This is a genomic window from Pseudoalteromonas sp. CO109Y, from assembly GCF_004208935.1.
GTDB lineage: Bacteria > Pseudomonadota > Gammaproteobacteria > Enterobacterales > Alteromonadaceae > Pseudoalteromonas > Pseudoalteromonas shioyasakiensis.
In genome coordinates this window covers 117,955-144,096 of record NZ_SGPD01000038.1, presented here as the reverse complement: position 1 = coordinate 144,096, position 26,142 = coordinate 117,955, and the positions used below count along the sequence as shown (strand labels likewise).

General features: G+C 41.6%; 19 protein-coding genes. 11 read left to right on the top strand and 8 right to left on the bottom strand.

What is annotated here, in order from left to right; genetic code table 11:
* Window positions 1-144 precede the first annotated feature (144 nt).
* From EXT43_RS15320 to EXT43_RS15300, 5 genes are read left to right on the top strand one after another with little or no spacing between them, the layout of a single operon-like run.
* Window positions 145-1,422 carry an HlyD family efflux transporter periplasmic adaptor subunit gene (locus tag EXT43_RS15320; protein WP_130167366.1) on the top strand — a complete coding sequence of 426 codons (1,278 nt, stop codon included), beginning with the start codon at window positions 145-147 and terminating at the stop codon, window positions 1,420-1,422.
* Window positions 1,419-2,171: an ABC transporter ATP-binding protein gene (locus tag EXT43_RS15315; RefSeq protein WP_062566311.1), complete on the top strand. Its 753-nt coding sequence runs from the start codon at window positions 1,419-1,421 to the stop codon at window positions 2,169-2,171. Before EXT43_RS15320 ends, EXT43_RS15315 begins: the two co-directional genes overlap by 4 nt.
* Window positions 2,171-4,621 carry an ABC transporter permease gene (locus EXT43_RS15310; protein ID WP_130167365.1) on the top strand — a complete coding sequence of 817 codons (2,451 nt, stop codon included), beginning with the start codon at window positions 2,171-2,173 and terminating at the stop codon, window positions 4,619-4,621. The genes EXT43_RS15315 and EXT43_RS15310 overlap by 1 nt, the downstream gene beginning before the upstream one ends.
* A 57-nt stretch (window positions 4,622-4,678) precedes the next feature.
* The gene (locus EXT43_RS15305; protein WP_063529422.1) at window positions 4,679-6,055 is read left to right on the top strand and encodes a sigma-54 dependent transcriptional regulator; all 1,377 of its coding nucleotides are present in this window, start codon (window positions 4,679-4,681) and stop codon (window positions 6,053-6,055) included.
* The gene (locus tag EXT43_RS15300) at window positions 6,056-7,336 is read left to right on the top strand and encodes a HAMP domain-containing sensor histidine kinase (RefSeq protein WP_130167364.1); all 1,281 of its coding nucleotides are present in this window, start codon (window positions 6,056-6,058) and stop codon (window positions 7,334-7,336) included.
* Window position 7,337: 1 nt separating this feature from the next.
* Here the strand turns inward: EXT43_RS15300 and EXT43_RS15295 are convergent, their stop codons facing one another.
* The gene (locus EXT43_RS15295; protein ID WP_130167363.1) at window positions 7,338-7,862 is read right to left on the bottom strand and encodes a DUF2569 domain-containing protein; all 525 of its coding nucleotides are present in this window, start codon (window positions 7,860-7,862) and stop codon (window positions 7,338-7,340) included.
* A 132-nt stretch (window positions 7,863-7,994) separates the two neighbouring features.
* Between EXT43_RS15295 and EXT43_RS15290 the strand changes: the two genes are divergently transcribed.
* From EXT43_RS15290 to EXT43_RS15280, 3 genes are all read left to right on the top strand, one after another.
* A complete protein-coding gene (locus tag EXT43_RS15290) occupies window positions 7,995-9,164 on the top strand; it encodes a DUF547 domain-containing protein (RefSeq protein ID WP_130167362.1) in 1,170 nt (389 codons plus the stop codon).
* A gap of 181 nt (window positions 9,165-9,345) precedes the next feature.
* A complete protein-coding gene (locus EXT43_RS15285; RefSeq protein ID WP_165385113.1) occupies window positions 9,346-10,512 on the top strand; it encodes a DUF547 domain-containing protein in 1,167 nt (388 codons plus the stop codon).
* Between the two features lie 112 nt (window positions 10,513-10,624).
* Window positions 10,625-13,597 carry a DUF3857 domain-containing transglutaminase family protein gene (locus tag EXT43_RS15280; RefSeq protein WP_130167360.1) on the top strand — a complete coding sequence of 991 codons (2,973 nt, stop codon included), beginning with the start codon at window positions 10,625-10,627 and terminating at the stop codon, window positions 13,595-13,597.
* Here EXT43_RS15280 and EXT43_RS15275 read toward each other — a convergent pair.
* The 5 genes from EXT43_RS15275 to EXT43_RS15255 all read right to left on the bottom strand — a co-directional run bounded on the left by EXT43_RS15275 (window position 13,594) and on the right by EXT43_RS15255 (window position 23,164).
* Window positions 13,594-17,043, bottom strand: coding sequence for a PAS domain-containing hybrid sensor histidine kinase/response regulator (locus EXT43_RS15275; protein WP_105181008.1), 3,450 nt, complete (start codon window positions 17,041-17,043; stop codon window positions 13,594-13,596). The genes EXT43_RS15280 and EXT43_RS15275 overlap by 4 nt on opposite strands.
* 734 nt (window positions 17,044-17,777) lie before the next feature.
* Entirely contained in the window at window positions 17,778-18,731 is a 954-nt protein-coding gene (gene ylqF, locus EXT43_RS15270; RefSeq protein WP_058586080.1) for a ribosome biogenesis GTPase YlqF, read from the bottom strand.
* 108 nt (window positions 18,732-18,839) lie between these two features.
* Complete coding sequence (locus tag EXT43_RS15265; RefSeq protein WP_240701515.1) at window positions 18,840-20,066, bottom strand: HAMP domain-containing sensor histidine kinase; 1,227 nt, start codon at window positions 20,064-20,066, stop codon at window positions 18,840-18,842.
* Window positions 20,066-20,743, bottom strand: coding sequence for a response regulator transcription factor (locus EXT43_RS15260; RefSeq protein ID WP_062566391.1), 678 nt, complete (start codon window positions 20,741-20,743; stop codon window positions 20,066-20,068). Before EXT43_RS15260 ends, EXT43_RS15265 begins: the two co-directional genes overlap by 1 nt.
* A gap of 36 nt (window positions 20,744-20,779) precedes the next feature.
* Entirely contained in the window at window positions 20,780-23,164 is a 2,385-nt protein-coding gene (locus EXT43_RS15255) for a TonB-dependent receptor (RefSeq protein ID WP_130167358.1), read from the bottom strand.
* A gap of 272 nt (window positions 23,165-23,436) precedes the next feature.
* Here EXT43_RS15255 and EXT43_RS15250 point away from each other — a divergent pair, with 272 nt between their 5' ends.
* The gene (locus EXT43_RS15250) at window positions 23,437-23,973 is read left to right on the top strand and encodes a YaeQ family protein (protein ID WP_054552313.1); all 537 of its coding nucleotides are present in this window, start codon (window positions 23,437-23,439) and stop codon (window positions 23,971-23,973) included.
* 8 nt (window positions 23,974-23,981) lie between these two features.
* Complete coding sequence (locus tag EXT43_RS15245) at window positions 23,982-24,587, top strand: alpha/beta hydrolase (protein WP_062566321.1); 606 nt, start codon at window positions 23,982-23,984, stop codon at window positions 24,585-24,587.
* Between the two features lie 4 nt (window positions 24,588-24,591).
* Here EXT43_RS15245 and EXT43_RS15240 read toward each other — a convergent pair whose 3' ends face one another.
* Complete coding sequence (locus tag EXT43_RS15240) at window positions 24,592-24,801, bottom strand: hypothetical protein (protein WP_054562952.1); 210 nt, start codon at window positions 24,799-24,801, stop codon at window positions 24,592-24,594.
* Window positions 24,802-25,166: 365 nt separating this feature from the next.
* Between EXT43_RS15240 and EXT43_RS15235 the strand changes: the two genes are divergently transcribed.
* The gene (locus EXT43_RS15235) at window positions 25,167-25,640 is read left to right on the top strand and encodes a Dps family protein (protein WP_054562953.1); all 474 of its coding nucleotides are present in this window, start codon (window positions 25,167-25,169) and stop codon (window positions 25,638-25,640) included.
* A gap of 58 nt (window positions 25,641-25,698) precedes the next feature.
* On the opposite strand, the gene EXT43_RS15230 is transcribed toward EXT43_RS15235, so the two are convergent.
* Window positions 25,699-26,100 (bottom strand): hypothetical protein, encoded by a 402-nt coding sequence (locus tag EXT43_RS15230; protein ID WP_130167357.1) that lies wholly within the window; start codon window positions 26,098-26,100, stop codon window positions 25,699-25,701.
* Window positions 26,101-26,142 lie beyond the last annotated feature (42 nt).

Genomic DNA, 26,142 nt, shown 5'->3' with positions numbered 1-26,142 from the left:
TCACTCCCAGTTTTAAAACTCGCTTTCCCAGTAATGGGAAAAGCTCACGTTCCAAAAAACAAAAAGCCATTACTTTTCAACACCTTAGTTTTTGGCACAAAATTCGCCTTAGCTATTCCATGATTATTTAAATTTATCAGTATCATGGATTTAGACAGCACACTAAAACGCAAACCTCAGCAATCAAAAGCTAAAAAATGGCTTATGGCTGCAGCCATAGGCGTGTCGGCTCTTGGCGCTTTAATGGTGTATCAATGGGCGACACCCACTGTGGTTGCTGCAAGCCAACTGCAAATAGCAACCGTAGAACAAGCCGATTTTGTGGTAAAAATACGTGGCTTTGGCCGTTTAAAGCCAAAGTATCAACGTTATTTAACCAATACCGACACCGCAATGGTCGAAGCTATCCATGTATACCCCGGCACTATCGTTAAAAAAGACACAGTGATTTTAAGCCTCGTCAACCCACAGCAAGCGCAGCGTTTATCGGTCGCTCGGCTAGAACTTGCTCGCCAAAAAGCCAGTGTTAATGAGCAAAGAATTAACCAGCAAAGTGAACTACTTGAGCGCCAAGCAAATCTCGCCATATTAAAAAGTGAGCTGCAAAGTGCAGAGCTTAGAGTCGATGCTGAAAGCAAACTGATCGAGCAAGGGATTGTTTCAAGCCTCGATTACAAACGAAGCATGCTAAACGTTGCACAGCTTACAGAGCGCGTAAGTATCGAGCAGCAACGCCTTGCACAGCTTAAAGAAATGCACTTACAACGTAGCAAAATACAGCAAGAACTATTAAGCCAATTTGAGCTTAATTATCAAGTTGAGCAACAGGCTTTTGATCAGCTGCAAATAACGGCAGGTATCGATGGCATGCTGCAAGAATTGAATGTTGAACTTGGCCAAAATCTCGTGCCCGGTACCCGCCTTGCGGTGGTTGGCTCAAATAAAGCACTCAAAGCAGAGCTAAGCGTTAAGCAAGCAGATGCCGAAAAAGTGGCACTCAATATGGCAGCGAAAGTAAACACCTTTAGCCAAGCAGACCACAGTGAAGTTGATGCCAAAGTCACCCGAATTGATCCTATTGTTACCGATGGTCGAGTTATTATCGAACTTGATTTACAAGGCACACTGCCTGCAAATGCTCGACCCGATTTAAGCATTGAAGGCTATGTGGTTAGCAACATTATTCCCGATGCGTTAACCATTAACGTGCCGCAAAAAGCACAAGCAAATAGCGAAGCCACGCTGTTTAAACTTAATCCAAACACCCAGTTAGCAACGCCAACCAATATCGAATTTGGTACACTCAGTGACAATCAAATTCAACTTTTGAGCGGTGCCACCGTGGGCGAACAGCTGATCATTTCAGACCTTTCTAAATGGCAGCATTTGGCAACAATAAAAATCGAACAGGACAGTTTATGAAAACCAATACGCTTATCTCATTAAACAAAATCGCCAAAGTTTATCGCGGCCAAAATGTTGAAACCTATGCATTAAAAGACATCAGCCTGAATATTAACCAAGGTGACTATATCTGCATTAGCGGCCCATCTGGCTGTGGTAAATCGACGCTGCTGTCATTATTAGGCTTACTCGATAGCCCAACTGCTGGCGACTATTTCATTAAAGAAGTCGACACAAAAACCCTTGATATGGATCAGCAAGCTGAACTTAGAAACCTTCACATTGGTTTTATATTTCAGTCGTTTAACCTAATTGATGAATTATCGGTGTTCGACAACGTGGCACTGCCGCTCACTTATCGAGAGCCAGCCATGAGCCCGAGCGAAATTGAGCTTGCGGTAAAACAGGCCCTTGATGAAGTTGAAATGGGCCACCGCTCTCAGCACAAACCAAATCAATTATCTGGTGGTCAGCAACAGCGTATTGCTATTGCCCGCGCACTGGCTGGCAAGCCAAGCATTTTATTGGTGGATGAGCCAACTGGTAACTTAGATTCAAAAAATGGTGATGCCGTCATGGACTTGCTTGATGAGCTGAATAAAAAAGGCACCACGATTTGTATGGTAACCCATGATTTACGTTATGCCGGGCGTGCAAAGACGCAACTTAAATTGCTAGATGGTGAAATTGTTTCCTACTCTGAAGCTCGCCAAGCACCTAGCAGCGACACTGCTGAGCAAGTACTCGAAAGCGCCGAGGTGATGTAATGAAATTAACCAAAACACGCGCCCAACTGAGCTTAGCGTGGGCATCATTAATGAATGCACCGGGCTTTGTCACTGCGGTTATCGCAACGCTTGCTTTAACACTTGCCACCTTGTTTGTAGTGCTTAGCCTTGTTAACAGCTACTTTTTAAAGCCCCTTGATGTGTACGATGAAAGCCGCATGGTAGTGGTTGAGCAATCACTTACTTATGATGACTACGATGCCACCGGCTTTCAAAGCTATCAATCGATGGTGCATTGGCTTAAACATAATCAAAGCTTTGAACAAAGTATGATGATCAATGCGGGTGAGCAAATCTTTGCAAACCTTGATGGCGAGCCTAAAGAGTCTGTGCTGTATGTTGGCGGCAACTACTTTGACTTATTAAACACGCCATTTTTAATGGGACAAGGTTTTGACCTTGGAGAAACGCTAGAAACACCTGATGACCGCGTTGTTATATCTGCCAATTTTTGGCGCAAGCATTACAACAGCGACCCGAACATTATTGGTAAAACACTCTCAGTCATGGCGGGTGAAACCGATTATGTTCACCGTATCGTGGGTGTTGTTGATGACTCATTCAGCCCACCTTACATGTTTAAAGCAAGCGATGTTGAAGTGTGGTTTCCATCAAGTGCGGACCGCCGTTTCTTTCACAATGACGATTGGCAAAGCCCATGGACAAACACTTTTAAAAACCTAAAACTGATTGCAGTTTTAAAGCCAGGGGTCACCATAGACCAAGTTAAAGTCGATTTAAAACAACAAATTGATACGGTTAAATCAGAGTGGCTAAACAACGGTGGTATCACCGATGTAAAACCTGAAGTAACTCCTTATCGTGACGTTGAGCTGGGTAATAACGATGACTTAAGCTTGATGATGTTAGCCGGTGCGGTAGGGCTACTGATTATTGCAGTACTGAATGTAAGCACATTATTCTTCTCGCGTGCTCTTGCTCAACATAAAACCCTCGCCTTGCAGGCGGTGTTAGGTGCTAAACGCAGCACGTTATTTAAAAGTATCTTTTTACAGTCACTGATTTTAATGACCTTATCGGTAAGCATTGCGCTGTTTTTATCGGTATGGGGCATACGCTTATTTAAAGTATTAGCAGAAGGCCGATTGCCACTGGTTAATAGCTTGGCCGTGGATAGCACGTTAGTTATTGTTGCCATCTTACTGTGTATTGCTCTTGCTTATATTTTCTCTGTAATTACAGCACGTTTAGTAAATTACAAAACCCTAAATACGCAAATGCAAAACAGTGGTAAAGGCGGGGTTTCACAGGTATCTGGCCGTACAGTGCGTATTTTAATTGGCTCACAAATGTTTGTTGCCGCGCTGCTTGTTAGCTTTTCAGTGATGGTAGTGAGTAAAGCCATGGGCACGATTAACCGCCCACTCGGTAGCGATACCGAAAACCTGTATTTTGCCAACCTGTTCCAACCAAATAATCAAATGTCATTGGCGGAGCGCTACGAACACATGCTGCAATACAAGCAGGTTTTGCTTGATAGCCAAGGTATTGATGATGTTGCCCTAGGTCACAGCCCTGTTTCGCAAAGACAAAACGCCAACACCCTGACTGATGTAAACGGTAAAAGCTCAATTTTCTTCCCTAGTCAGTGGGTAGGGCCTGATTACTTTGCGTTAGTTAACACCAAAATTCTCGCTGGCCGCACCTTTAGCGAACAAGCTATACGTGGTGAAACCAACGAGATACTGGTATCAGTTAGCGTTGCAGAGAACTTATTACCAAGCCAAGACTATCGAAATATCATCGGCAAGAGCTACCAAGGTTTAGAAGAAAAGATGTATGAAGTGGTGGGTGTAACCGAAGACTTTAATCACCCTAAATACTACGATGAGTCGTTTGGTCGTCACATTTGGTGGCCAGCAACACCGTATAGCTACATGTTTACTATCAAAGCTTCTGAAGGCGTTAAGCTGACTAATAAACAAATACTTAATACGCTAAAAGAAAAGAACAGCGACTTAACCATGTGGCAATTTAATGACCTGCAACAAGAGTACGACAATTTACTGTATATGAGCCGACTGACCGTGGTTCTGTGTAGTACCTTAGCGCTATTTACTCTATTATTAGCAGCAATCGGTATTTTTGGGGTACTGAGCTACAACCTGGGTCTGCGCCGCTATGAGTTTGGTATTCGTATGGCATTAGGTGCGAAAAAAGCACGCTTATTCAAGCTGATGAGTGTTGAAGCTATTATCCCTGTGCTCATTGGTTTTGCGGTTGCTCTCGCCGCGGTAATAGTGGGTTTTTACATGTTACAAGGACAGCTAATGTCTTGGCTGATACTTGATGTAAGACTGCAATTACTCGCTTGGAGTATTACCTTATGTATTGCGCTATTCGCTTGCTTTAGACCTTTGGTTTTACTGCTTAAAGCAAAACCTATGGCCGCACTACGTAACGATTAACAGCACAAAATGGTGGCTTAAATTTAAGCCACCTCAACAGGATAATAAGAAAACATCATGGACAAAATCTTAGTCATCGACGATCAAGCTGATGTACGTCTGGCTGCTACTGTTGCATTACAACAATTAGGCTTACACTGCCATGAGGCCGAAGGCCCTGAACATGCCCTTGAATTATTAAAATCAGAGCACATTAGCCTGATTTTGCTTGATATGAACTACAAGCTCGACACGACCTCAGGTGAAGAAGGGTTACGCTTTTTAAAGCAACTAAATCAATTAGGCTCGACCATACCTGTTATTGTGATGACCGCATGGGCCAGCATTGATGTTGCCGTTAAAGCCATGCAATTAGGGGCTGTCGACTTTGTTGAAAAGCCATGGAATAACTTACGCTTAACTGCCGTTGTGCAACAACAACTCAAGCTCAAGCAAAGTAATCACGACAATGCCTGTTTAAAGGCGCTTACCAGCGACACACAGGCCCATTACATAGCCCACTCAGAAATCATGCAACTGTTGCTTGCCAAAGCTGAGCGCGCAGCAAAAACCGATGCCAGTATTTTAATTACCGGCGAAAATGGCACTGGCAAAAGCTTATTGGCACATTATATCCACCAGCACTCGCTCAGAGCTGATAAACGCTATGTAAGCGTGAATGTTGGCGCCATTGCCCCGACGCTATTCGAAAGTGAATTATTTGGCCATAAGAAAGGCTCTTTTACTGATGCCAAAGAAGACCGCCTAGGACGTTTTGAAATTGCCGAAGGCGGCACCTTATTTTTAGATGAAATTGCGACTTTAAGCCTTGAGCTACAAAGTAAAATGCTCCGTGTGCTAGAAAGCAAAGAATTTGAAGTGCTAGGCTCAAGCCAAACCAAAACCGCCAATGTTCGCATTATTTCTGCCACCAATAGCGAATTAGCTACAGCTATTGAGCAGGGTGAGTTCCGCCGTGATTTATTATTTAGACTCAATACCATTGAACTGCACATTCCACCGCTTCGTGACAGAAAAGACGACATCGCTCCCTTGGCAGAACACTTATTGTTGGTGCATGGTAAAAAATATCAACGCGCGAATATGGCGCTCAGTGATGACGCCCTAAAGGCGCTAAAAAATTACAGTTGGCCTGGTAATATTCGTGAGCTAAGCCATTGTATTGAACGCGCGGTGATCATGAGCGATAACAACAATATTCAAGCCAATGACCTCATTTTAGATCAACCAAGTTGCGAGCAAACAAATAGCAATGCCGAACAGGCTTTGCCACTATTGCCCCTTGAAGAGCTTGAAAAACAGATGATTCAAAAAGCACTGCTGCAATTTAATGGCAATGTTATCGCCGCAGGAGAATTTTTAGGGTTAAGCAAATCGGCGATTTATCGTCGCATTGATAAACATCAGCTCGATTTAAAAGAAGTAGAACGCTAAATGAGTAACAAGTTGTCGTTAGAGCAGCGTATTCGACGCTATTTTTATATGCTTATAGCGGTGCTATTAACGCTTGGTATTGCCCTTTCGCTCAGCTTAAAACTAGATTGGTTTGCTAGTATCAGCCTATTATTGCCGTTTATCGGGATAAGCGCTTTTGCTTTAATTAAAAGCTACCGTGCGATCACCGATGTGGTTGAACGCTTTGGCCTGCAACTAGATGCATTGGCAAATGACGAAAGTAATAGTTGGCATTTAGCGTCTTATCAAAGTGGACGAGTCGCAGCGCTTAAGCAAGATTTTGCCAAGCTCAGCAATAAAATAGCCAAGAACAAACGCCATTATATGCAAACAGAAGAGTTTGTTTTTGAGTTTGCCAGCATGCTGGACTTACCCATCGTTATACTAGACCCCCATGGCTTAATTTACTTTAGTAATAAGGCGTTTATAAACAGTATTAGTCATCGCCAAATTGAAGGTAAGTCGGCCAGCGACTTAGGCATTGCTCTGCATGATGGCGAATGGCAACAAAACAGTGACTCACTGTTTAAACAACGCTTTAAAATCTCATCGCAGACTTTTTGGCGGACCGGCAGAAACTTTGAATTACTCACCTTCTTTTCAATTGAGCAACAGCTTCGCGATAATGAACAACTTGTTTGGCAACGGTTAATTCGCGTGTTAAATCATGAAGTACGTAACTCACTCACGCCGATTTATTCAATGAGTCAATCATTGCAAACCCTTAAGCGCCAAGGGCAAATTAGCAGTCACGATGATCTCGCCCAAGATATGCTGCAAGTTATAGAAAAGCGCGCTCAACACTTGCTTGATTTTGTAGCCAGTTACAGTGCGTTTGCAAAGCTACCACCCGCACAAAAGCAGGCAATCAGTAGCGAGCAATTAAACACACGTTTAAGTGCTATTTTTCCTGAACTAGTAATAAATAGCAGCGAAGAATTACATGTTAATGCCGACTTAGGCCAGCTAGAACAAGCGTTGATCAACCTGATAAAAAATGCCTTTGAAGCAGGCAGCAATTCTGCCCCTAGCCTCACTTGGTCAAGGCAAGGTGATAGCTTAAATATTGCAATTAGCGACCAAGGTTGTGGCATTCAAAACCCCGATAACTTGTTCGTGCCATTTTACTCAACCAAGGCAAATGGCACAGGTATAGGACTTGTGATAACCCGAGAACTTGTGCGCAACCAAGGCTTTGAATTATCAATAAACTCAAAACCCCAGCAAGGCACAGAAGCTACAATTACGGTGCCCAGATAGCTTATTTTACAAATGTGGCTTTCACACGCTTAGATAAAAGCATATAAGGTCCCCAGATCACAGCTTGAATAAGCCCTCTGATAATCATAGTTCTAACTTCATCGTCGAACACGTCGACATCAGGCACAATTAAACTAACCGCATAGGCATCGAGAGCAATAAACGCTAGTCCACCAAATAATATCGCTAAGTACCAACTTACAAATGCTTTCTTATGCTTAAAAAACAACACAATTAAATAAAGCGAAGCTAAAAATAGTGCTGCATTAAACACCATTTCAATGATCAGTAAAGGCTCCCAAAGCGGATGATACATATCACCAAATTGCGACGTTAAACGTTGCCACATCTCGGTCGTGAAAATGGGTTTAAAGGTATTAATTGATTCGATAAACACTCTAAAAGGGCTGATCACTACACCTATCGCCACAAGAATGAGCCAACCTTTTATGCCAACTAAGTCATCATTTACGGAGCTTTTAGCTTCTGGTGTTTCGATTTGGTTTTGTTGTTTTGCTTCTTCCATGAGTTGTCCTTTTTATTTTTATTTCTTCTACTATACGCTTATTTTTTAATAAAATTCACAAAAACAACAGATTGTTGCGCTTTCAGAAAAACCACGCTATGTTTATTTTTTAAACTACGGAAGGTCATAAAAATGAAAAACGCTATAAAACCCATCGTATTAGCAACATCACTTATTCTAGTTACAGCCTGTAATTCAACGGCTCCTATTAATAAAACAGCAACGACAGCCATAAGCCAAGAAAAATTTAGCCAATTTCATCAGTACGATGAAAAATCAAATATCACCCTTGAGTACACTGACTACGGGCAAATATTAAATGCCTCGGTGATTGATTTAGGTATGTCAGATCGCTATCGCATTTCACAAAACACAACCAAAATTGGCACCCGGTTGTCGTCGAACCCAAAACCGTCGACTGCAACAGAAGCAAACCGCTTTTATTATGATTCGTACAAAAAGAACCCTCAGATGAAGCAAGACTTGCAAAAAGTGCAAGAAAATATGGCCGACCTGCCAAACAAAATTAATTTAAGTAACTTACCAAAATCAGAGTTGCTCGCTTACTGGCTCAATCTTTATAACGTGACGGTGCTCAATGAGTTAGTGCAGCAGTACCCTGTTAAGAACCTGACCAAGTTATTAAATGAAGAACCAAGTTTTTTTGATAAGCCACGCTTTAACTTTAACGGTAACCAGTATTCATTAAACGACATTGAGTACAACATTGTTGCACCGCTATTTAACAATGACCCGCTATTAATATATGGCTACTACCGTGGCTACATTGGCAGCCCAAATTTGCTTGACCACCCATATACAGCAAAAAATGTGTTTACCGCCCTGACCACCAACGCAGTGCAATTTGTAAATTCAAACCGCGGTAGTGTGATAGGTAACCATAGCACTCGTGTTTCTTCGTTATACCTTGAAAAGAAAAACTATTTTCCTAACTTTGAAGAAGATTTAGCTGACCACCTTCAATCGTTAGTAATTCAAGAGCCAGATAAAGACCAAGTTGTAAAAAACCTCTCTTTTAGTATCGATAACTACGACATTACCGATATTTTAGGCAGTGATGTGGAATATGGTGGAGGTAATGCGACAGTCGCCGATCCGAGTATAGTCGCAGAGGGCTTTGATACTAGATTTGTTACTTATGGTGCAAACTTAACTAAAGAAGTCGGCCATGTAAGCCCGTTACGCCGCGAGATTTTGCAAAAAATCACGCAAAAATACTATGAAGTAAATACTCGCGTTGAAATAAAAGACTTACCAGCTAAAGAGTCTGAAGATAAATAACATAAACCTAAAGCGGCTCGCTATGAGCCGCTTTAATACCCGCTTAAATACCCAACTAAAACACTTAGCAAAACTGCAATAGCCAACTTTAAGTCTTTTTTTTCTGTGTTAATTACCTGGATATTGCCAATTTAAAGCAAAAGCAATGTGTTTATTTTTTGTACTAAGGAAGGTGGTAAAAATGAAAAGCGCTATAAAGACCATCGCATTAACAACATCACTTATTTTGGTAACAGCCTGTAATTCAACGGCTCCTATTAATAAAACAGCCATCACAGCAATTAACCAAGAAAAATTTAGCCAATTTCATCAGTATGATGCAAACTCAAACATTACTCTTGATTACGCTGGCTATGGGCAAATATTAAGTGCTTCGGTCATTGATTTAGGCATGTCTGACCGCTACCGCATCACCTCACACACCACGACGATTGGTACACATTTATCATCCAACCCTAAACCTTCAACAGCAACAGAAGCAAACCGCTTTTATTATGATTCATATAAAGACAATCCTAAAATGAGGCAAGCCTTGCAGGTCATACAAAAAAATATGGCCGACCTGCCAAATAAGATTAACTTGAGTAACTTGCCAAAGTCTGAACTGCTTGCTTACTGGTTCAATCTTTATAACGTGACGGTACTCAATGAGTTAGTCCAGCAGTACCCAGTAAAAAACTTATCTAAGCTAATAAACGAAGAGCCAAGTTTTTTTGATAAGCCACGCTTTAACTTTAACGGTAATCAATATTCATTGAACGATATAGAGTACAACATTGTTGCACCGCTATTTAACAATGACCCGCTATTAATATATGGCTATTACCGTGGTTATATTGGTAGCCCAAATTTACTTAACTACCCATATACAGCGAAAAATGTATTTACCGCCCTGACTAACAATGCAGTGCAATTTGTAAATTCAAATCGAGGCAGTGTTATTGATACTCATAGCACACGTGTTTCTTCGTTATACCTTGAAAAGAAAAACTATTTCCCTAACTTTGAAGAAGACTTAGCTGACCATCTTCAATCATTAGTTATTCAAGAACCAGATAAAGACCAAGTTGTGCAAAACCTCTCTTTTAGTATCGATAATTACGATATTACCGATATTTTAGGTACCGATGTTGCTTATGGTGGAGGTAATGCAGTTGTTGTCGATCCTAGTATTGTGGCACTGGGCTGGGATAAAACATTTACGACCTATGGTAACCACTTAACTAAAGCTGGCACCGTAAGCACATTACGCCGCGAGATTTTGAAAAAAATCACGCAAAAATACTATGAAGTAAATAGTCGCGTTGAAATAAAAGACTTACCTGATAAAGAAAGCACTGAAAATTAGCGCTTATTGAGCATTGGACCTAAAAAGAAGCATTTATATTGAATTTTATTTGGCTCATGCCGTGAAATTCAGTAATTTGTCATATAAAACTAAACGTAATTAGAAAATAACAATGAAATGGATGCACTTACAACTTAAGGTACTGGCTGTTTTTTTATTCTTTGTGAGCTGCTTTGCAGCCGCTGAAGAGTATCAGGTTGCACCCGCAGCTAACTGGGTAAAACAACATAAGTTACTCACCCCTGAAATTCCTCGAGACCAAATACGAGACGGGACTTTCTACCTGATGCTCGACACTCAGCTTCAGGTATCTGAGCAAGCCCCACAGCAACGCTTTAATCGTACTGTAATGCAAGCAGTCAATCAGTCTGGGGTTGATTATATTAGCCAGCTGAATATTGATTTTGACCCAAATTATCAATCTCTTACGCTCAATAGTTTAGGCATCATTCGTGACGGCCAATATATAGATAAACTAAATAGTGCCGAGCTACAGGTGTTACAACGCGAGACTGACTTAGCAAGTCGTATATACAATGGCACCTTAAGCCTAAATGTCATTATTGATGATATGCGGGTCATGGATATTTTAGATTACAGCTATACGATTTCGGGGAGTAATCCTGTTTATCAACACTTCAGCACCATGCGCACACTGAACTGGTCGGTGCCGATAGTGCAGCAATTTATGCGGGTAAAGTGGCAAAAGCCTACGCCCTTATATATCAACTTTATGAATGGCGAGTCACCAGTTACTAAAACCAAGCTAGATACGGGTTTTGACTACCAAATTAGCCAACACAATGAGCCGACAATTCGCTCCGCAAGCGAAGTACCGCATTGGTATTCACCTTACAAAGAAGTGTATTTCTCTGAAGTAAATAATTGGCAAGAGGTGATCAATTGGTCGTTACCTTTATACCAATCGGCCATCGAAGTAAGCCCTGCTATTGAAACAATTGCCCGTCAAATTAAGTTTCAACATACCGATTTAGAGTCTCAAATTGTTGCAGCCCTGCGCTTTAGCCAAGACGAAGTACGTTATTTAGGCCTAGAAATGGGCACCAACTCGCACCAGCCTACACCTGCATCAGAAACCTTGGCACTGCGCTATGGCGACTGTAAAGACAAAACCGTCTTGCTCATTTCTTTACTTAAAGCGCTCGGCGTAGAGGCTCATCCAGCTTTAGTTAACACCGAAGACAGGAAACGTACTGCCAGCTTACCGGTCTCTCCTAGCTTGTTTGACCATGTGATTGTCACCTTAGAGCACCAAGGTAAGCGCTATTGGCTTGATCCGACCATTTCATACCAGCGCGGCGATTTAGCACATTTAGCTCAACCGAACTACGATGTAGCGTTAATCATAAAGCAAGGTGAGACAGGCTTTACTGATATGTTCACAGAGCCTGCCCTAAAACGCATACAGGTTTTTGATAGTTATCAGATCCCAGAAGGTATTGATGAGCCAGTTAGTTTCTCAACTCAATATAAATACGGCGACTTTGAAGCAATTAGCCGCCGCAGTTCAATCGCTAAAAACAGCTTAAAAAGCATAGAAGATGATTACCGCGAATATTATCAAGATACCTACAAGGGCTTAAAAACAGTCAAACCTATGCTGGTTGAATCTCCAGAAGACACCGGTCAGCTAATTACCAATGAGCACTATACTATTGATAACTTTTGGCGACCTAAGGGTAATGATTTTCAAAACGACTTTTACGCCAGTGAAATTCAAAACTCAGTTTATAAGCCAGAACAGCGAGAGCGTAACAATGCACCAATGTGGTTTCGTTACCCAAATAATATCGAAACAACCATAAAGGTTACGTTTACGGATACTAATTGGCAGTTTGATGATGAGCAGGTCACGATCGACAACCCATTTTTTCATTTTGAAAAACGCGTGACATTTAAAGATTCTGTGTTGACCTTATACTTTGATTACAGTGCTAAGCAGGATCATATTCCAGCCGATCAAATAGACCTTTACCTAAGCGAGCGCAAAAAACTCAATAACGCGACCCATTACGGCATCATTAAATACGGCACAAATAGCGCCAAAACCACACCAGCGGATGACGAAACCAACTGGTATAGCGTTTTTATTTTAAGTTACTTGGCGGCAATCATCTTTTTCATCGCGGCTTGGCGTATAGAAGCAAGTAACCGCCCAGTTTTTGCTGAGCAACAGTTCTACCCTGTCAGTAACAGTAAGTTTGTTATTTATAGCTTATTAAGCTTAGGAATATTCATTAACTACTGGAGCTATCGCAACTGGAAAGCGATAAAAGAGCAACAACAAAGCCATATTATGCCGATTGCCCGAGGGATATTTGCACCACTGTTTTTTATTCCGTTGTTACTTGAGCTTTGCAAGCACAGCGAGCAAACCTTTGGTAAAAATAAGATCATGCCCGTTGCGGTTGGGTTCGTGTTATGGCTGGCGATTATCATTTCTGAAGTCGTAAGCTATAACTGGGAATATGGTACTTGGCTGTTTTTAGTTACACCTATTCTATGGTTGCCACTGGTTAATTACATTCAAAACCTCAAGCAACCCGAACAGGCTCTTGAGTACCACTCTCAGTGGCGAGCGAGGCAGGTTATCATTTCGATATTCATGCTGCCTTGGTTATTTTATGGCTTAATTTATGAGCTATATTTGTTGCCAAGTTCAGCCATAGTAACCGGTGACAAGCTTTGGTCTTATCAAGTTAACTTTTTAAAAAGAAAAGAAATTATTCCTGCCAACGAGAGTGTACATTATTTTTATAGTGACGCATTTATCGATTTTAAAACTGATGGAAACGGCATCACAGAAAACACTATTTTTAGTTACTGGAAAAATGAGCAAGGTGTGCTCGAAAAAGATCAGCGCCGCTTTAGTGACATTAAAGAGCTCAACGTTGATTATGCTAAAAGCGCCCTACTCACAACCACGCTCACGGTCATTGACCACAATGGTGATGAAATGATGTTATTTCTGAGCCATGAAGATGACTTAGATAAGAAGTTTGTCGCTGAGGTAGAGCGCTTAATTAAAGCCAATACCCCAGCAACTGAGCAAAACGCAGATTAAGTCAGTCGCTTAATCATGCGTTTTAAGGCGGGCGCTTTCAGAGGCTTATAAAGCAATGGATAGCCCGCATCGAGCACTAACTCGCGTATGCCTTCATCATGATTCGCAGTATTAACGATGGCTGGTAAGCGTGTTAGTGCCGCTTGCTCAATCACTTCAAGTCCCGTTACCCCATCATCAAGCTGATAATCAATAATCAACAATTGCGGCAGGGCTTGGCTTGCCTTTAACTCCTCAAGCTCCACTAAGTTTGTGGCTGTTGAGATTTCACAGCCCCAATTTTCGAGTAGCTGCTTTAGTGCCTCTAACACATTGCGGTCATTATCAAGCAACCAAATACGCAATTGCCCCAGCTCGGTTTCTTGTGATGCCTCAGCGCCTTTCGCTTGCGCTGGCGCAGTACTCACTCTACAAGGTAGAGTTAGGGTAAATTGCGTGCCTTTACCAAGCTCAGACCCCATCACTAGCGGAATTTTAAGTAAGTCACATATACGTTTAGTGATTGCCAACCCTAAGCCTAACCCCTCGGCGCTTGGCTTTGCACCAAGCTGTTTAAACTCTTGGAAAATAGTTTGTTGATCGCTCGATGCAATACCAATCCCTGTGTCTTCAACAATAAAGGATACATGGTCATCGTCGTACTGCATTTTTAAGCGCACTTCACCTTGCTCGGTATAACGAATCGCATTACTCAAAAGGTTACGCAGCACTCTTCGCAGCAGCGCTTTGTCGGTATGCAGGCGCACATCACAAGTTTCAATAATAAACTTTAAGCCTTTTTCACGGGCAAGGGCTTCGTAGTCATTACGCAGTGGCTCAACCAACGAGCTGGCAGCAAACTCGCTCATTTGTACTTTAAACGAGCCTGAATCGAGCTTGGTTAACTCTAAAATACTCGATAACAACTCTTCGGCGCTGCCTAATGAATTCTTTATATTCATCGCCAGCTCTTTAAGTTCGGTGTCTTGGGCTTTTTCATTCATTAAAGAACAAAACAAACTCGCAGCATTGAAAGGTTGCAGTAAATCATGGCTGGCAGCGGCAAAAAAGCGCGTTTTACTGACCGTTGCTTGTTCCGCCACTTGCTTTGCCATCGACAACTCTTGGTTTGCTTGAGTCAATGCCAAGGTGCGGGCTGCGACTTTTTCTTCAAGGCTAACATTTGCTTCGGTTAACGCTTTTTGTTGTTTTACGAACTCGGTGATGTCGGTATAGGTTGTTACAAAGCCACCACCGGGCAGTGGGTTACCTTGCATTTCAAACACCCGGCCATCATTGTGCGAGCGCTGGTATTTATAAGCGCTGCCTTGGCGTAAATAGGCTAAGCGTTTTTCAACTTCGCTGGTCATGCTCTCGCCGCTAAATAAGCCACGCTCGGCATTAAAACGAATAATGTCGGCAACCGGGCGGCCTATGTAAAGCGCATCATCTGGGTAGGCGAACATGTTTTTGTAGCCTTGGTTCCAAGCTACCAAGCGCAGCTCACTATCAACTACACTGATCCCTTGTTGAATGTTTTCGATTGTTGATTGCAGTAAATCACGATTAAATTTAAGTACTTGGCTTGCTTCATCAACAAACTCGGCAACCTGCTCTAGAGGCTGGCGCTGCTCATTTTTGGCCACATCTAAAATAAGCCGTGCCGATGCGCCGCCGATCACCGCAGACATCTCGCGCTCAACTAATAGTTCTAACTCAACATTGGCAGGACGTTTCCACTTACTTTTATCATCAGGAAAGTAATGATTTACCAACGACTGCGCCGCTTCTTTTTCGGCAAATCGTTGCATTAGTGCACCTAGGTCATGGTAACTCAAAGGCTGTAGATGATTACTCACTCGAGAATCACTAAGCTGCGACACAAACTTATTGCTCTGCAAGCGTTCAGCTAAGGTTGCTCGACTAAATAACGGTACTAAGAAATACACTAAACAGTTCGCACCTAGCGATAGCAATAAAGCTTGGCTAATGCTTTCCATTCCTAGTGAGAATAAGTCGGTTGGCGCTAACCAGCTTATTCCCCACGGTCCATTCACAAGCCATAAGCTATCGCTTCCTAAACCTCCGGCGATATTCGGTAGTAAAAGTGTGTATCCCCAAATAATAAAGCCGCTTAAAATCCCCAATTGCGCACCGCGACACGATGCTTGTCGCCACCATAAACCTATGATCATGGCAGGCGAAAATTGCGCGACTAAGGTAAACGACATCAAACCCACATTGGCAAGGGTTGTACTTTCGCCTAGCACTCGGTGAGTGAAGTAGCTTAGCAATAAAATCAATACGATAACTATTTTACGCGCATGTAAAAGGTTATTTTTATCAAGCCCGCGACTACTCGATGTAAGTTGCGAGCGGCGTAAAATAAACTGGTTAATAAAGTCATTAGTGATCATCACTGAAAGCACAATTGATGACACAATCACCATACTGGTAGCCGCTGAAAATCCACCTAAAAAGGCTAATAACGCCACAAAGGCATCATCAGCTGCCATAGGTAAAGCCAATACAAAGGTGTCGTAGCCGACTTCTTGACCTTGAAAGTAAATTAATCCAGCGTATGCAATCGGTAGAATAAACAGGTTAATAAGTAATAGGTAAATCGGAAATAGCCAACGCGCCGAGGCCAGCTCTTTATCGTTATTTTTTTCGATAAAGCTCATGTGGAATTGCCTTGGCAAACATAAGGTCGCCAAAATACCAAGCAAAGTATGAGCAACATACACATAGGTTGGACTTTGTGTGGCCGCCACTTGCTGATCAATATTTAGGTCATGCGCTTTTTCAAACAGCGCCACTGGGCTGTCGAATAGAGCAAAGCATACATACAAACCCACCGCTAAAAACGCCAACAACTTAACCACAGACTCGAAGGCAATACTGGCAATCAATCCTGGGTTATGTTCGCTGGGCTTTAACCGCCTCGCGCCGAATAAAATAGCAAACAGTGCCAATACAATCGTGATGTAAAAAGTGCTATCGGCCCATACTTCATGGCTTTGTGTGGCAGCACGATCGGTAAGTAAGTTGATACTTTGTGCAGTTGCACTTAGCTGTAAAGAGATATAGGGCACAATGGCAATCACTGAAATCAATGAAATGAGCCCAGACAAACTCGACGATTGACCATACCGAGTCGCAATGAAATCTGCCATTGAGGTTATTTTTTGCTGCCGACAAATATGCGCTATGCGGCAATACACTTGCCAGCCAAAAATGAATAACAAAATAGTACCGGCATAGGTCGGAGCCAACCACCAACCGTTGTAAGCAGCTTGTGCTGTGGTACCAAAAAACGCCCAAGAGGTGCAATACACCCCAAGTGATAAACCATAGGTTAAGCCTTTAAAAGGCAATACTTTTCTTTTATCAGCCCAGCCTGCAACCGCAAATAAAATTGCCAGATATACAATTGCAAGAAGGCTTATTGACCAAATTGAGAACATCGCATGTGATTATTTTAATTGTTATAGCCCCAGCATAGTTTTTATTGCACGTAATTTACAGCCTAACTTTAGTGCTAATGCATTGTATAACTGAAGTTTAAAAAACAGACATAAAGAAATGAGAATTATTTTCAATTGAGTGTTGACAGATACGCAAATCTAATTGATAATCACTATCAACAAGACAGTAAAGTGTTCTGACTTGTTCGGAATAAACTGATTTGTTTCTCGACCCTGAAACACGTGTGGCCCACGATAAAGCTAAGATCGCCTGTTGCTAATCGCAACGCCCCTTGATGTTGGCAACAGGTGATCGCCCTACTATTTTACTTGCTACATTGCTCATATCGGTGACGGTAGATATGAAACTCAAAAAGCCCTTACAGGGCTTTTTTTATGTCTAAAATTCGTACCAAATCTGCAAGCCAAACTAAATGAGAATTATTTTCAAAAATATATTGACAGCACCGCAAACCTAATTGATAATTAATCTCAACAAGCCAAGCGAAGTATGATGACTTGTTCAGATTGAATTTGTTTCTCCCCAGAAACGCGTGTCGCCACGTTAAAGCTTTAGCTTATATGTTACTAATGGCAACGCCCCTTGATATTGGCAACATATAAGCGACCCTACTTATTTTACTTGCTACATTGCTCATATCGGTGACGGTAGATATGAAACTAAAAAAGCCCTTGCAGGGCTTTTTTTATGTCTAAAAATTAATGTGTTAATTTTATCGACGGTTCTTACGTGCACGTGCGCGTCGTTGTTTTTTCTCTTCTTCTTTAGCGGCTTTTTTCGCCTCTGCAGCAGCGCGAAGCTCAGCAACCATTTGCTCTTCTTCTTCACGCATAGCTGGTGTTTCCATGGTAATACGACCAATAATGCCATCGCGTAATTCGTTAATAAGAATTTCAGACATTTTGTAAGTATCGATTTGATTACCACCGCGGATACAACCACGCTTTTTACCTGCCATTTCAACAAACTCCCAGTCAGACTCTGGTAGCTCATCAATTTTATAGCGGCTTTTTAAAAGCTCTGGGTATGCTTGCAATAAATATTCAGCGGTGTAACTTGCCACTTCTTCGTAGTCGATAGCGGTATCACGAATAGCGCCAGTTGCCCCTAAACGATAACCTGAGTTTTCGTTCTCTACTTTAGGCCATAACATACCCGGCGTGTCGTAAAGCATAATGCCATCGTCAAGCTTAATACGTTGCTGCGCTTTTGTTACCGCAGGTTCATTACCTGTTTTTGCTACGATACGGCCGGCCAAGGTATTAATAAGAGTTGATTTACCAACGTTTGGAATACCCATGATCATGGCTTTAATTTGTTTATCAGCGCCTACTTTATGCGGCACTAATTTTTTACAAAGCTCATTAATACGATGTACTTCACCCGCTTTATCATTACCAAAATCAATCGCTTTTACGCCACTTTGCTGCTCAAAGTAGTCTTTCCAAGCTTGCGTTAACTTAGGATCAGCCAAGTCCGCCTTGTTCATGATTTTGATCACCGGCTTGTCGCCACGCAGCGCAGTAACCATTGGGTTTTCACTACTATAAGGAATACGGGCATCAAGTACCTCAATGATCACATCCATCTGTGGCATGATTTCTTTAATTTCGTTTCGGGCTTTGTTCATGTGACCCGGGAACCACTGTATTCCTGTTCTACTCATTAGATTATTAAGCTCTTTATTTTAAAGGCTAACGCCATGGGGATTTTGCTGATAGGTATAGTTTACTACATCAAGCAGGATTGTTTAAAAATAAAATCATGCCTTCCATCACCACGAAAGACGAGCGACTACATGCGCTGTATCTGCATGCAGTGAGAATGACCAACCATTGCGCTCACATAAGCGTTGCACAATACCTAAACCTAAGCCGTAGCCATGAGAAGCTGTTTCAGTCGCCGTATGTTGGGCATCACCGTCACTGAACTGATTAGTGATTAATAATTCATGCTCTTTAATCAAAATTGCAATCGGCTCCTGTCCTGCAAGGGTATGCTCAAACGCGTTTCGCACCAGGTTATTAATCGCAATAGAAAATGCCTGTGCATGCCCATAAATTATGGGATTGGCGAGCTCATCAAGTTCAACGCCAACGAGCTTACCGTTTAACAAATAGCGTTGCTGCTCTACTGCTTTTCTTACCAGTGGCATTACTAAAAACTGCTCATCATACAAGCCATCATCAGTTTCACGAGCAAGACACAAAAACATTTCGATCATTGTATTCATGTCGTGTGTTGCCCGCCTTACACGATCTAGCACCTTCATATCGGCAGGAGTCAATTGGCTTTGTTCTAAAAGCTCTAGGGCACCGGTAATGACTGTCACTGGTGTGCGCAATTCATGGCTTGCTGAGTCTGTAAAATAGCGTTCTCTTGCGATGAATGCACTCACTCGCTCAAAAGCCTGCTCTATTGTACTTGCGAGCATGCCAACTTCATCATTTGTATATCGGTTAGCATGTATACGCTTGTAATCTTCGTTTGATAATTGCTCAGGATTAATGTCGGCCACAGCTTTAGCAAGTTGAGTTACGGGAGCCAAAGCTCGACGCATCACAACAATTCCAAGCCCAAAGCCTAATAACCCCAATGTTCCTACAAGGCTGCTAATAATAAGTAATAACCACCAATCCTCTGACGAAGAAGCCTCAATCTGCGCGACATCAAACACTACAAACCCAGGTGACTGCTCATTGCCTGTATCAATTACGGCAACATGTAATTCTTCGCTATCAAATTCATACAAGCCTACTACTGGATTTGTTTGCGCCCACGCTTGAAGTGATTGAGGTAAGTTATCTACTTTATCGTACGCCTTAAGATTTGTAGTAATAGCAGGGTAGTTATCTGATGCAACTTGCAATTGCTGGGTTAGCACGCGATCTTCACTCAATCTTATTGCAGCAAAGAAAGCAAACCCCCATGCAATACTGAGCACAGCCACACACATTGCAAACGCGATAGCGACACGTTTGTGCAAACTATGCCGATACATTATTGCACGTCCTTTGCAATTCGATAGCCGATACGGTGCACTGTATGAATCAATGGTGTATCAAATGGTTTATCAATTGCCTGTCTTAACTTGTACATGTGCGAACGAAGCGCATCACCATCGGGAGGCTCATCTGCCCATAATAAAGTTTCGAGACTATCGCGTGTAACAACAGAAGGAGATACCTCCATTAACCGCTGCAATAACTTCATACTTGCAGGATTAAGCTCAATAAGCTGGCCTGCACGATGTACTTGCAAGGTGGACTTATTCATCGTTAGATCAGACACAGTCAATATCTTGTTGGTATTACCGTGACTCCGCTTATAAAGAGCTTGCAGGCGCACATGTAACTCTTGCAATGCGAATGGCTTAACCAAATAATCGTCGGCTCCGACTGCAAACCCTCTCAGTTTATCATCAAGCGTGTCTCTCGCAGTGAGCATAAGTACAGGTGTTTCAACGTCAGCTTCAGCTCGCAACTTTTGACAAAAGTGTAAGCCATCCATCCCTGGAAGCATTAGGTCTAAAACAATGACATCAAACTTGTTGTTCATCGCTAGTTGCATTGCACTTATACCGTCATAAGCAAAGTCCAAGAGATAACAGTGCCTTTCTAGATACGCAGCAATATTCGCACTAATGTCACGATTATCTTCAACAATCAAAGCTCTGATCGGCTCAGTATTCAAAGCATCTAGCATTTTTCTTCCTTACCAAGCGTAATCTAATCGCAATCCGATCAGCGGTTCAGCTTCGCTATCGTCAACGACTTCAATTCCTCGGCGGTAATCAAACTCAGTGTCATCAGCTGATGAAGCTGCCGTGACATTTATAACATCAAGGAAGGCGGTAACATCAATAGGACCAAAGGCACGTCGGTAATCTACACGAACATTCAATGAGCCTGATCCTTCTTTACGGCCAACATTACGCTCTGTAATTTCCTTAGAGTAACGTAAAGGCTGTCCTGGCCCCAAAACATCTTCATGTACAATAAATATGTCATCTGGTCTGCCAGAAAGGTATTTATATCGTCCAGCAAGTTTCCAACGGTCACTTATCTCCCATGTCAGCCCTAACGTGGCAACATGTTCACGACTAAATTCAGCAGCTACGTCGCCAAAACCATCCTTTCGGTTTACGACCGCATCATTGTAAGAATAGGTTGCACTGGCGTAAAGACCTTCGAAAATAGTAGCATTAAGCACAAAATCAGCACCATATGAAGTACCATCACCATCATTTGCATAAGTTCCACTGGTACGGTCTAGGTCAACCACTAAGTCGCTAAGTTGCTGATAATAAACTTCCGTTAGTAATGACCAGTTGGCATTAGGGAAATATTTAAAACCAACACTCGTATGGGTAATTTTTTCAGTTTTAAGATTATTAGTCTCGTTAGCTGCAAGTTCTAAATATCGCGGTGACTGATGAAATAACCCCGCCGTTGCAAAATACCTTACCTTTTGACTTGGCATCCAGTTAATGCTGAATCGAGGTGATATAAAACTTTCATCAGCAAACCCATCTCGTTCAAATCGTAAACCTGTACCAAAATCCCAATCACCCATTTCAAAAATTTGTTCTATATAGCCTGCATAGTTTAATTCTTTCAAAGACGTGACTGAATTAAGGCTTTCAGGGGTTAGTACAATAAACTTTTGCTGTGGGTCTGGTCTATAATCGTCACTATCATAAACATACCGACTCCATTCACCATCTAAAAAGGTGCTGTAATCTAGTTCAATTTGCGTAATTCGGGCACCGACGCTCAACATCCCTAATTGATTTTCTACCTCGAAATCACTTCTCCAACCAATTTCTGTTTCACCTTCAGATATAGTGATAATGTCTTCTCGAATAGGGTATTCAGAAGCTGGCGTTCCCTCGGGCACAAGATCTGGATAAGCCTCACCTTCAGAGCTCAATTTATCACTTTTTCGGTAGTAAACTTTATTAGTCAAAACAGCGGTTTCACCAAGTAACGTGGTCAATGTTAAACCATACAAGTCACTATCTTGCTCAGCATTTTGCAATGCAGTATCTTCAAAATTAGGTGATTCAGAAACATGCTCAACGCCACGAGTATATTTCTCATGCGTATCCATGAGTAACACTTCAAAAGTGTTATTTTGATTAATGGGTATCACTGATTTAAAAATAATATCCCTTAAAACAGGTTCACCAATATCTAGCTCTTCGATAGTTTCAAACAAGGCACCAAAATCTAACCGCCTTGCAGAAAAAAGCATAGTTGCTTCATCAGTGATATTTATAGGGCCGTCATAACCTACTTCATAACCAGCAAGGTCGTAGCGAAAACTTGCTGATGGACTAGGGTTACCATCGGCCACTTCTAGCTTCAGTAAAGACCCTGCACGACCACCATAAGCTGCTTGCCACCCGCCAGGTGAAAATTCTGCTCCATTTATCACATTTGGGGCAAATATAGAAAAGCGACCACCGCCGCCTACATCTTCCTCTTCACCTAACGTCGCATCAAAGTGAATAGCTTTATCAAAAGGAAAATCATCAACAAAGAGTAAATTATCTCTTGGGCCTCGACCACGCACACTGAAACTTGCAAATTCACTGTCAGATGCGACACCTGGCAATCCATCTAGAGAAAGTAGTGGATCTGCACCTCCTCCCACGGCACTTCGCAGAGATTCTCTGTCGAGATAGGTGCTAGAGCCTGAAGTAAATGTATCAGCTTGTTGGGCTCTTACTTCAACTACTTCTATGGCTTGTTCTCTAAGGTCAAATTCAACCTTCGTATTTTTACGAGTTACAACGCGAATACTTGGTTCGTATAAAGCCGCAAAGCCACTTTTTGTAATCTTTATTGAGTAAAGGCCCGGGTCGAGTTGCTCAACAGCAATACGCCCTTGTAGATCAGTTTGTAAGGTTTGTATTGCAGAGGTTTCTCGTTCCTTAAGTATGACTTGTGCGTTTGGAAGTGGTCGATCTGTAGTCTGATTTTTAACAATAACCGTTATTGCCCCTGGCTCTTCTACTGCGTAAGAGTAAAATGCCAAACTACTCAACAATAGCCATGAAAATGACCAGAGTATCTGTCTAAATTGTTCTTTCATAATTGCGTCCCTCTTGGCACCAACCATGATCTTGATTTCAATAACTTGCACATACTTTCATCCTCCCAAATAGCCCTAATTATTGAATTCGAATTAATCAACTTTAGACGTTAGCAAAGTAAATGTGACTAAAATGTCACCGGCGTAATTTAGGTTTATGAATACTGCTTTTGATAATAGATAAGGATTAATCAAAAGTTTCGCTGGAGATATTTAAGCGTCGGTAAGATTAATTGCGCTATAATGACGCAAATTTTTTCAAGTAAGCAATTATGGCTCTTAAATCAACCATTATTAAAGCGCAATTATCGTTAAGCGATATGGACCGCCACATTTATCAAGATTTCAATTTAACACTGGCACAACACCCATCAGAAACCGAACAACGCTTGATGATCCGCTTGTTGGCTTTTGCGCTAAATGCCCGTGAAGGCTTAGAGTTTACTAAAGGCTTATGCGCCGATGATGAGCCTGAGCTTTGGCACATTAACTATAGCGAAGAAATTGAATTATGGGTTGAGCTTGGGCTACCAGACGAAAAACGCCTGAAAAAAGCCTGCAATAAGTCGAAGCAAGTTGTTTTATATACCTACGGCGAAAATAACCAAGCGATTTGGTGGCAAAAACATCAACCTAAGTTGTATGATTTTAAAAACTTAAGTATTTTTAGTCTCGATTATGCCGCGACTCAGGCATTAGCCGACTTAGCTGATCGCAATATTAAGCTCACTATTACCATTCAAGATGGTGAAGTATGGGTTAGCTCAGATACAGCAAATATCGAAATTAAACCGCAACAGTTAATGTAAGGAACGCGATGGCAATTAGGCAGGTTGTAGTATTACACGGACTTTATATGTCAGGCTTTGTGATGCGCCCACTGTGCGCGCGTCTTGAAAAGTCAGGTCTAAAAATACTCAATTTGACCTATAACACGCTCTCTCCCGATAGAGCGGCAATTTTCGATAAGATTGATCGCTTTATCGGTGGTAAACCTACCGCCTTAGTTTGCCATTCGATGGGCGGCTTGGTTGCTCGCGCTTACTTAGAGGCCAATTCTCTTCAAAGTCGCCATGTCGAAAAGGTGATCACCTTAGGCACCCCGCATAAAGGCAGTCATATTGCTAAGCAAATGCAGCAAAAGGGCTTTGAAATGCTGTTAAAAAATAGCGTGGAGTTTTTATTATCTGAGAATGGCGATTGGCCGTTTAATGCCAAGCTTTATAGTATTGCTGGTGACTTACCAATAGGGCTAATGCCACTGATTGCTAAAGGCAGTGTCTCTGATGGTACAGTTTTGATAGATGAAACCAAACTCAATGGCATGGCAGAACATAAGGTGTTTCATTTGAGTCACACCAGTATGATCTACTCACGCCAAGTGATGGATTACATTATTAAGCTTATAAATCAAAGTGAGTGATACTTTAATCTTCAGCACTTGCAGCCACTTTATATGAGATTAAAACAATGATCCCTAAGATCAATGGTACAGGTGCAGCAATGTAGCCAAAGGTATCAAAGTTTGCGAAGCTAGCACCAGCTAGATGACCTACCAAACCGATAACAAATGCAAGTAATGCAATCACTACAACAACTATTTCAGCTTTGCTTTCTTTAACTGTTTTACCGTCCATTTTTCTTCTCCTGGTTAAATGCGGTAAAGTCATTATGCGCTTATGGTTCGTTGTTTTTTTGACCTAAATCAAGTTCTAAATCGGCCAATTTATCAGCGAGTACAAACCTTGTTTTAGATCATACTTTCTGCCTAATTTTTGAATATTTGCAAAATAAGGTAGATTTATTGCTCAGTTGCCCCAAGTCTATATAAAAGTAATTCAAAGTTATGTTGATAGTGCACAAATGGACAAAACCAACCTTTGATAGCTAAAACCTATCACTGTGTTCGAATTAAACCATTTTACAGATTAGCCAAGATGGCTAATACTTAACACCAAGCACTAGCAAGTAAACACTTAACGGTTTTTTTAAGGAGCAATCTATGTCACAGGTAAATGCAATTGGTTTAAACAGCGCAAAAAGTGAAGATATCGTAAATTCACTAAACTCTTTACTAAGCTGCTACCAAATCCAATACATGAACGCACGCGGCTTTCATTGGAATATTAAAGGTCGTAACTTTTTTGAATTACACCTTAAGTTTGAAGAAATTTATAACTTACTACTTGAGAAAGTAGACGAGATTGCAGAGCGTATTTTAACGTTAGGCGGTACACCGGTACATGCATTCTCTGAGTACATCGAAGATAGCAAGATCAGTGAAGCTAAAAATATTACTGAAGGTACTGCTGCAGTAGAAAACCTTTTAGCAGGTTACAGCACACTTATTCAAATGCAGCGTGAAATCCTTGCACAAGCAGGTGATGCAGATGACGAAGGTACAGCATCGCTAATGGGCGACTACATTAAAGAACAAGAGAAACTTGTTTGGATGTTAAAAGCCTACCTTGGTTAATATTTAGAATTGACACGAAAAAGCCCTCAAATGAGGGCTTTTTTATATTTAGAAAGCATTACTTTAACCACTTTCTTAAATTATCGTACTCGGGTCTTGCTTGAAAAAAGCTTTCAGCATCTGGGTGAAAGTTAATATCCATTTCTACACCAGACCAAACTGTCTCTAATAAATTGCGAGCAATGATATTCGCTTTAATATAATCAACGCGTTTGTAACCCCGCGCTTTGACAGCCTGAAAGTAAGCCTTTGCAATCTCAATACTATCGGCAGTTGCTAATTCAAATTGTTCCAAATTAACCACAGCATACTGAATTGAATTTTCAGGGTACTTCATGATTTCTTGACCGACTTCAATACTAAATGAAGCAACGGCTTCTTTATTAAAGCTGCCACTAATTTCCACATAAATCACTGGCGGCTCAACAAAATAACGCCAATCACCATGGGCTTTAAACATGCTCACCCCTTTGAAATACAACTTAAGTTTACGCTTATAAAA

Coding starts and splice junctions, on each gene's coding strand:
- EXT43_RS15280 (WP_130167360.1), top strand. CDS start 10,625: ATGAAATGGATGCACTTACAACTTAAGGTACTGGCTGTTTTTTTATTC.
- EXT43_RS15285 (WP_165385113.1), top strand. CDS start 9,346: ATGAAAAGCGCTATAAAGACCATCGCATTAACAACATCACTTATTTTG.
- EXT43_RS15250 (WP_054552313.1), top strand. CDS start 23,437: ATGGCTCTTAAATCAACCATTATTAAAGCGCAATTATCGTTAAGCGAT.
- EXT43_RS15310 (WP_130167365.1), top strand. CDS start 2,171: ATGAAATTAACCAAAACACGCGCCCAACTGAGCTTAGCGTGGGCATCA.
- EXT43_RS15230 (WP_130167357.1), bottom strand. CDS start 26,100: ATGTTTAAAGCCCATGGTGATTGGCGTTATTTTGTTGAGCCGCCAGTG.
- EXT43_RS15240 (WP_054562952.1), bottom strand. CDS start 24,801: ATGGACGGTAAAACAGTTAAAGAAAGCAAAGCTGAAATAGTTGTTGTA.
- EXT43_RS15315 (WP_062566311.1), top strand. CDS start 1,419: ATGAAAACCAATACGCTTATCTCATTAAACAAAATCGCCAAAGTTTAT.
- EXT43_RS15320 (WP_130167366.1), top strand. CDS start 145: ATGGATTTAGACAGCACACTAAAACGCAAACCTCAGCAATCAAAAGCT.
- EXT43_RS15295 (WP_130167363.1), bottom strand. CDS start 7,862: ATGGAAGAAGCAAAACAACAAAACCAAATCGAAACACCAGAAGCTAAA.
- EXT43_RS15245 (WP_062566321.1), top strand. CDS start 23,982: ATGGCAATTAGGCAGGTTGTAGTATTACACGGACTTTATATGTCAGGC.
- EXT43_RS15275 (WP_105181008.1), bottom strand. CDS start 17,043: ATGTTCTCAATTTGGTCAATAAGCCTTCTTGCAATTGTATATCTGGCA.
- ylqF (WP_058586080.1), bottom strand. CDS start 18,731: ATGAGTAGAACAGGAATACAGTGGTTCCCGGGTCACATGAACAAAGCC.
- EXT43_RS15290 (WP_130167362.1), top strand. CDS start 7,995: ATGAAAAACGCTATAAAACCCATCGTATTAGCAACATCACTTATTCTA.
- EXT43_RS15235 (WP_054562953.1), top strand. CDS start 25,167: ATGTCACAGGTAAATGCAATTGGTTTAAACAGCGCAAAAAGTGAAGAT.
- EXT43_RS15305 (WP_063529422.1), top strand. CDS start 4,679: ATGGACAAAATCTTAGTCATCGACGATCAAGCTGATGTACGTCTGGCT.
- EXT43_RS15265 (WP_240701515.1), bottom strand. CDS start 20,066: ATGTATCGGCATAGTTTGCACAAACGTGTCGCTATCGCGTTTGCAATG.
- EXT43_RS15255 (WP_130167358.1), bottom strand. CDS start 23,164: ATGAAAGAACAATTTAGACAGATACTCTGGTCATTTTCATGGCTATTG.
- EXT43_RS15300 (WP_130167364.1), top strand. CDS start 6,056: ATGAGTAACAAGTTGTCGTTAGAGCAGCGTATTCGACGCTATTTTTAT.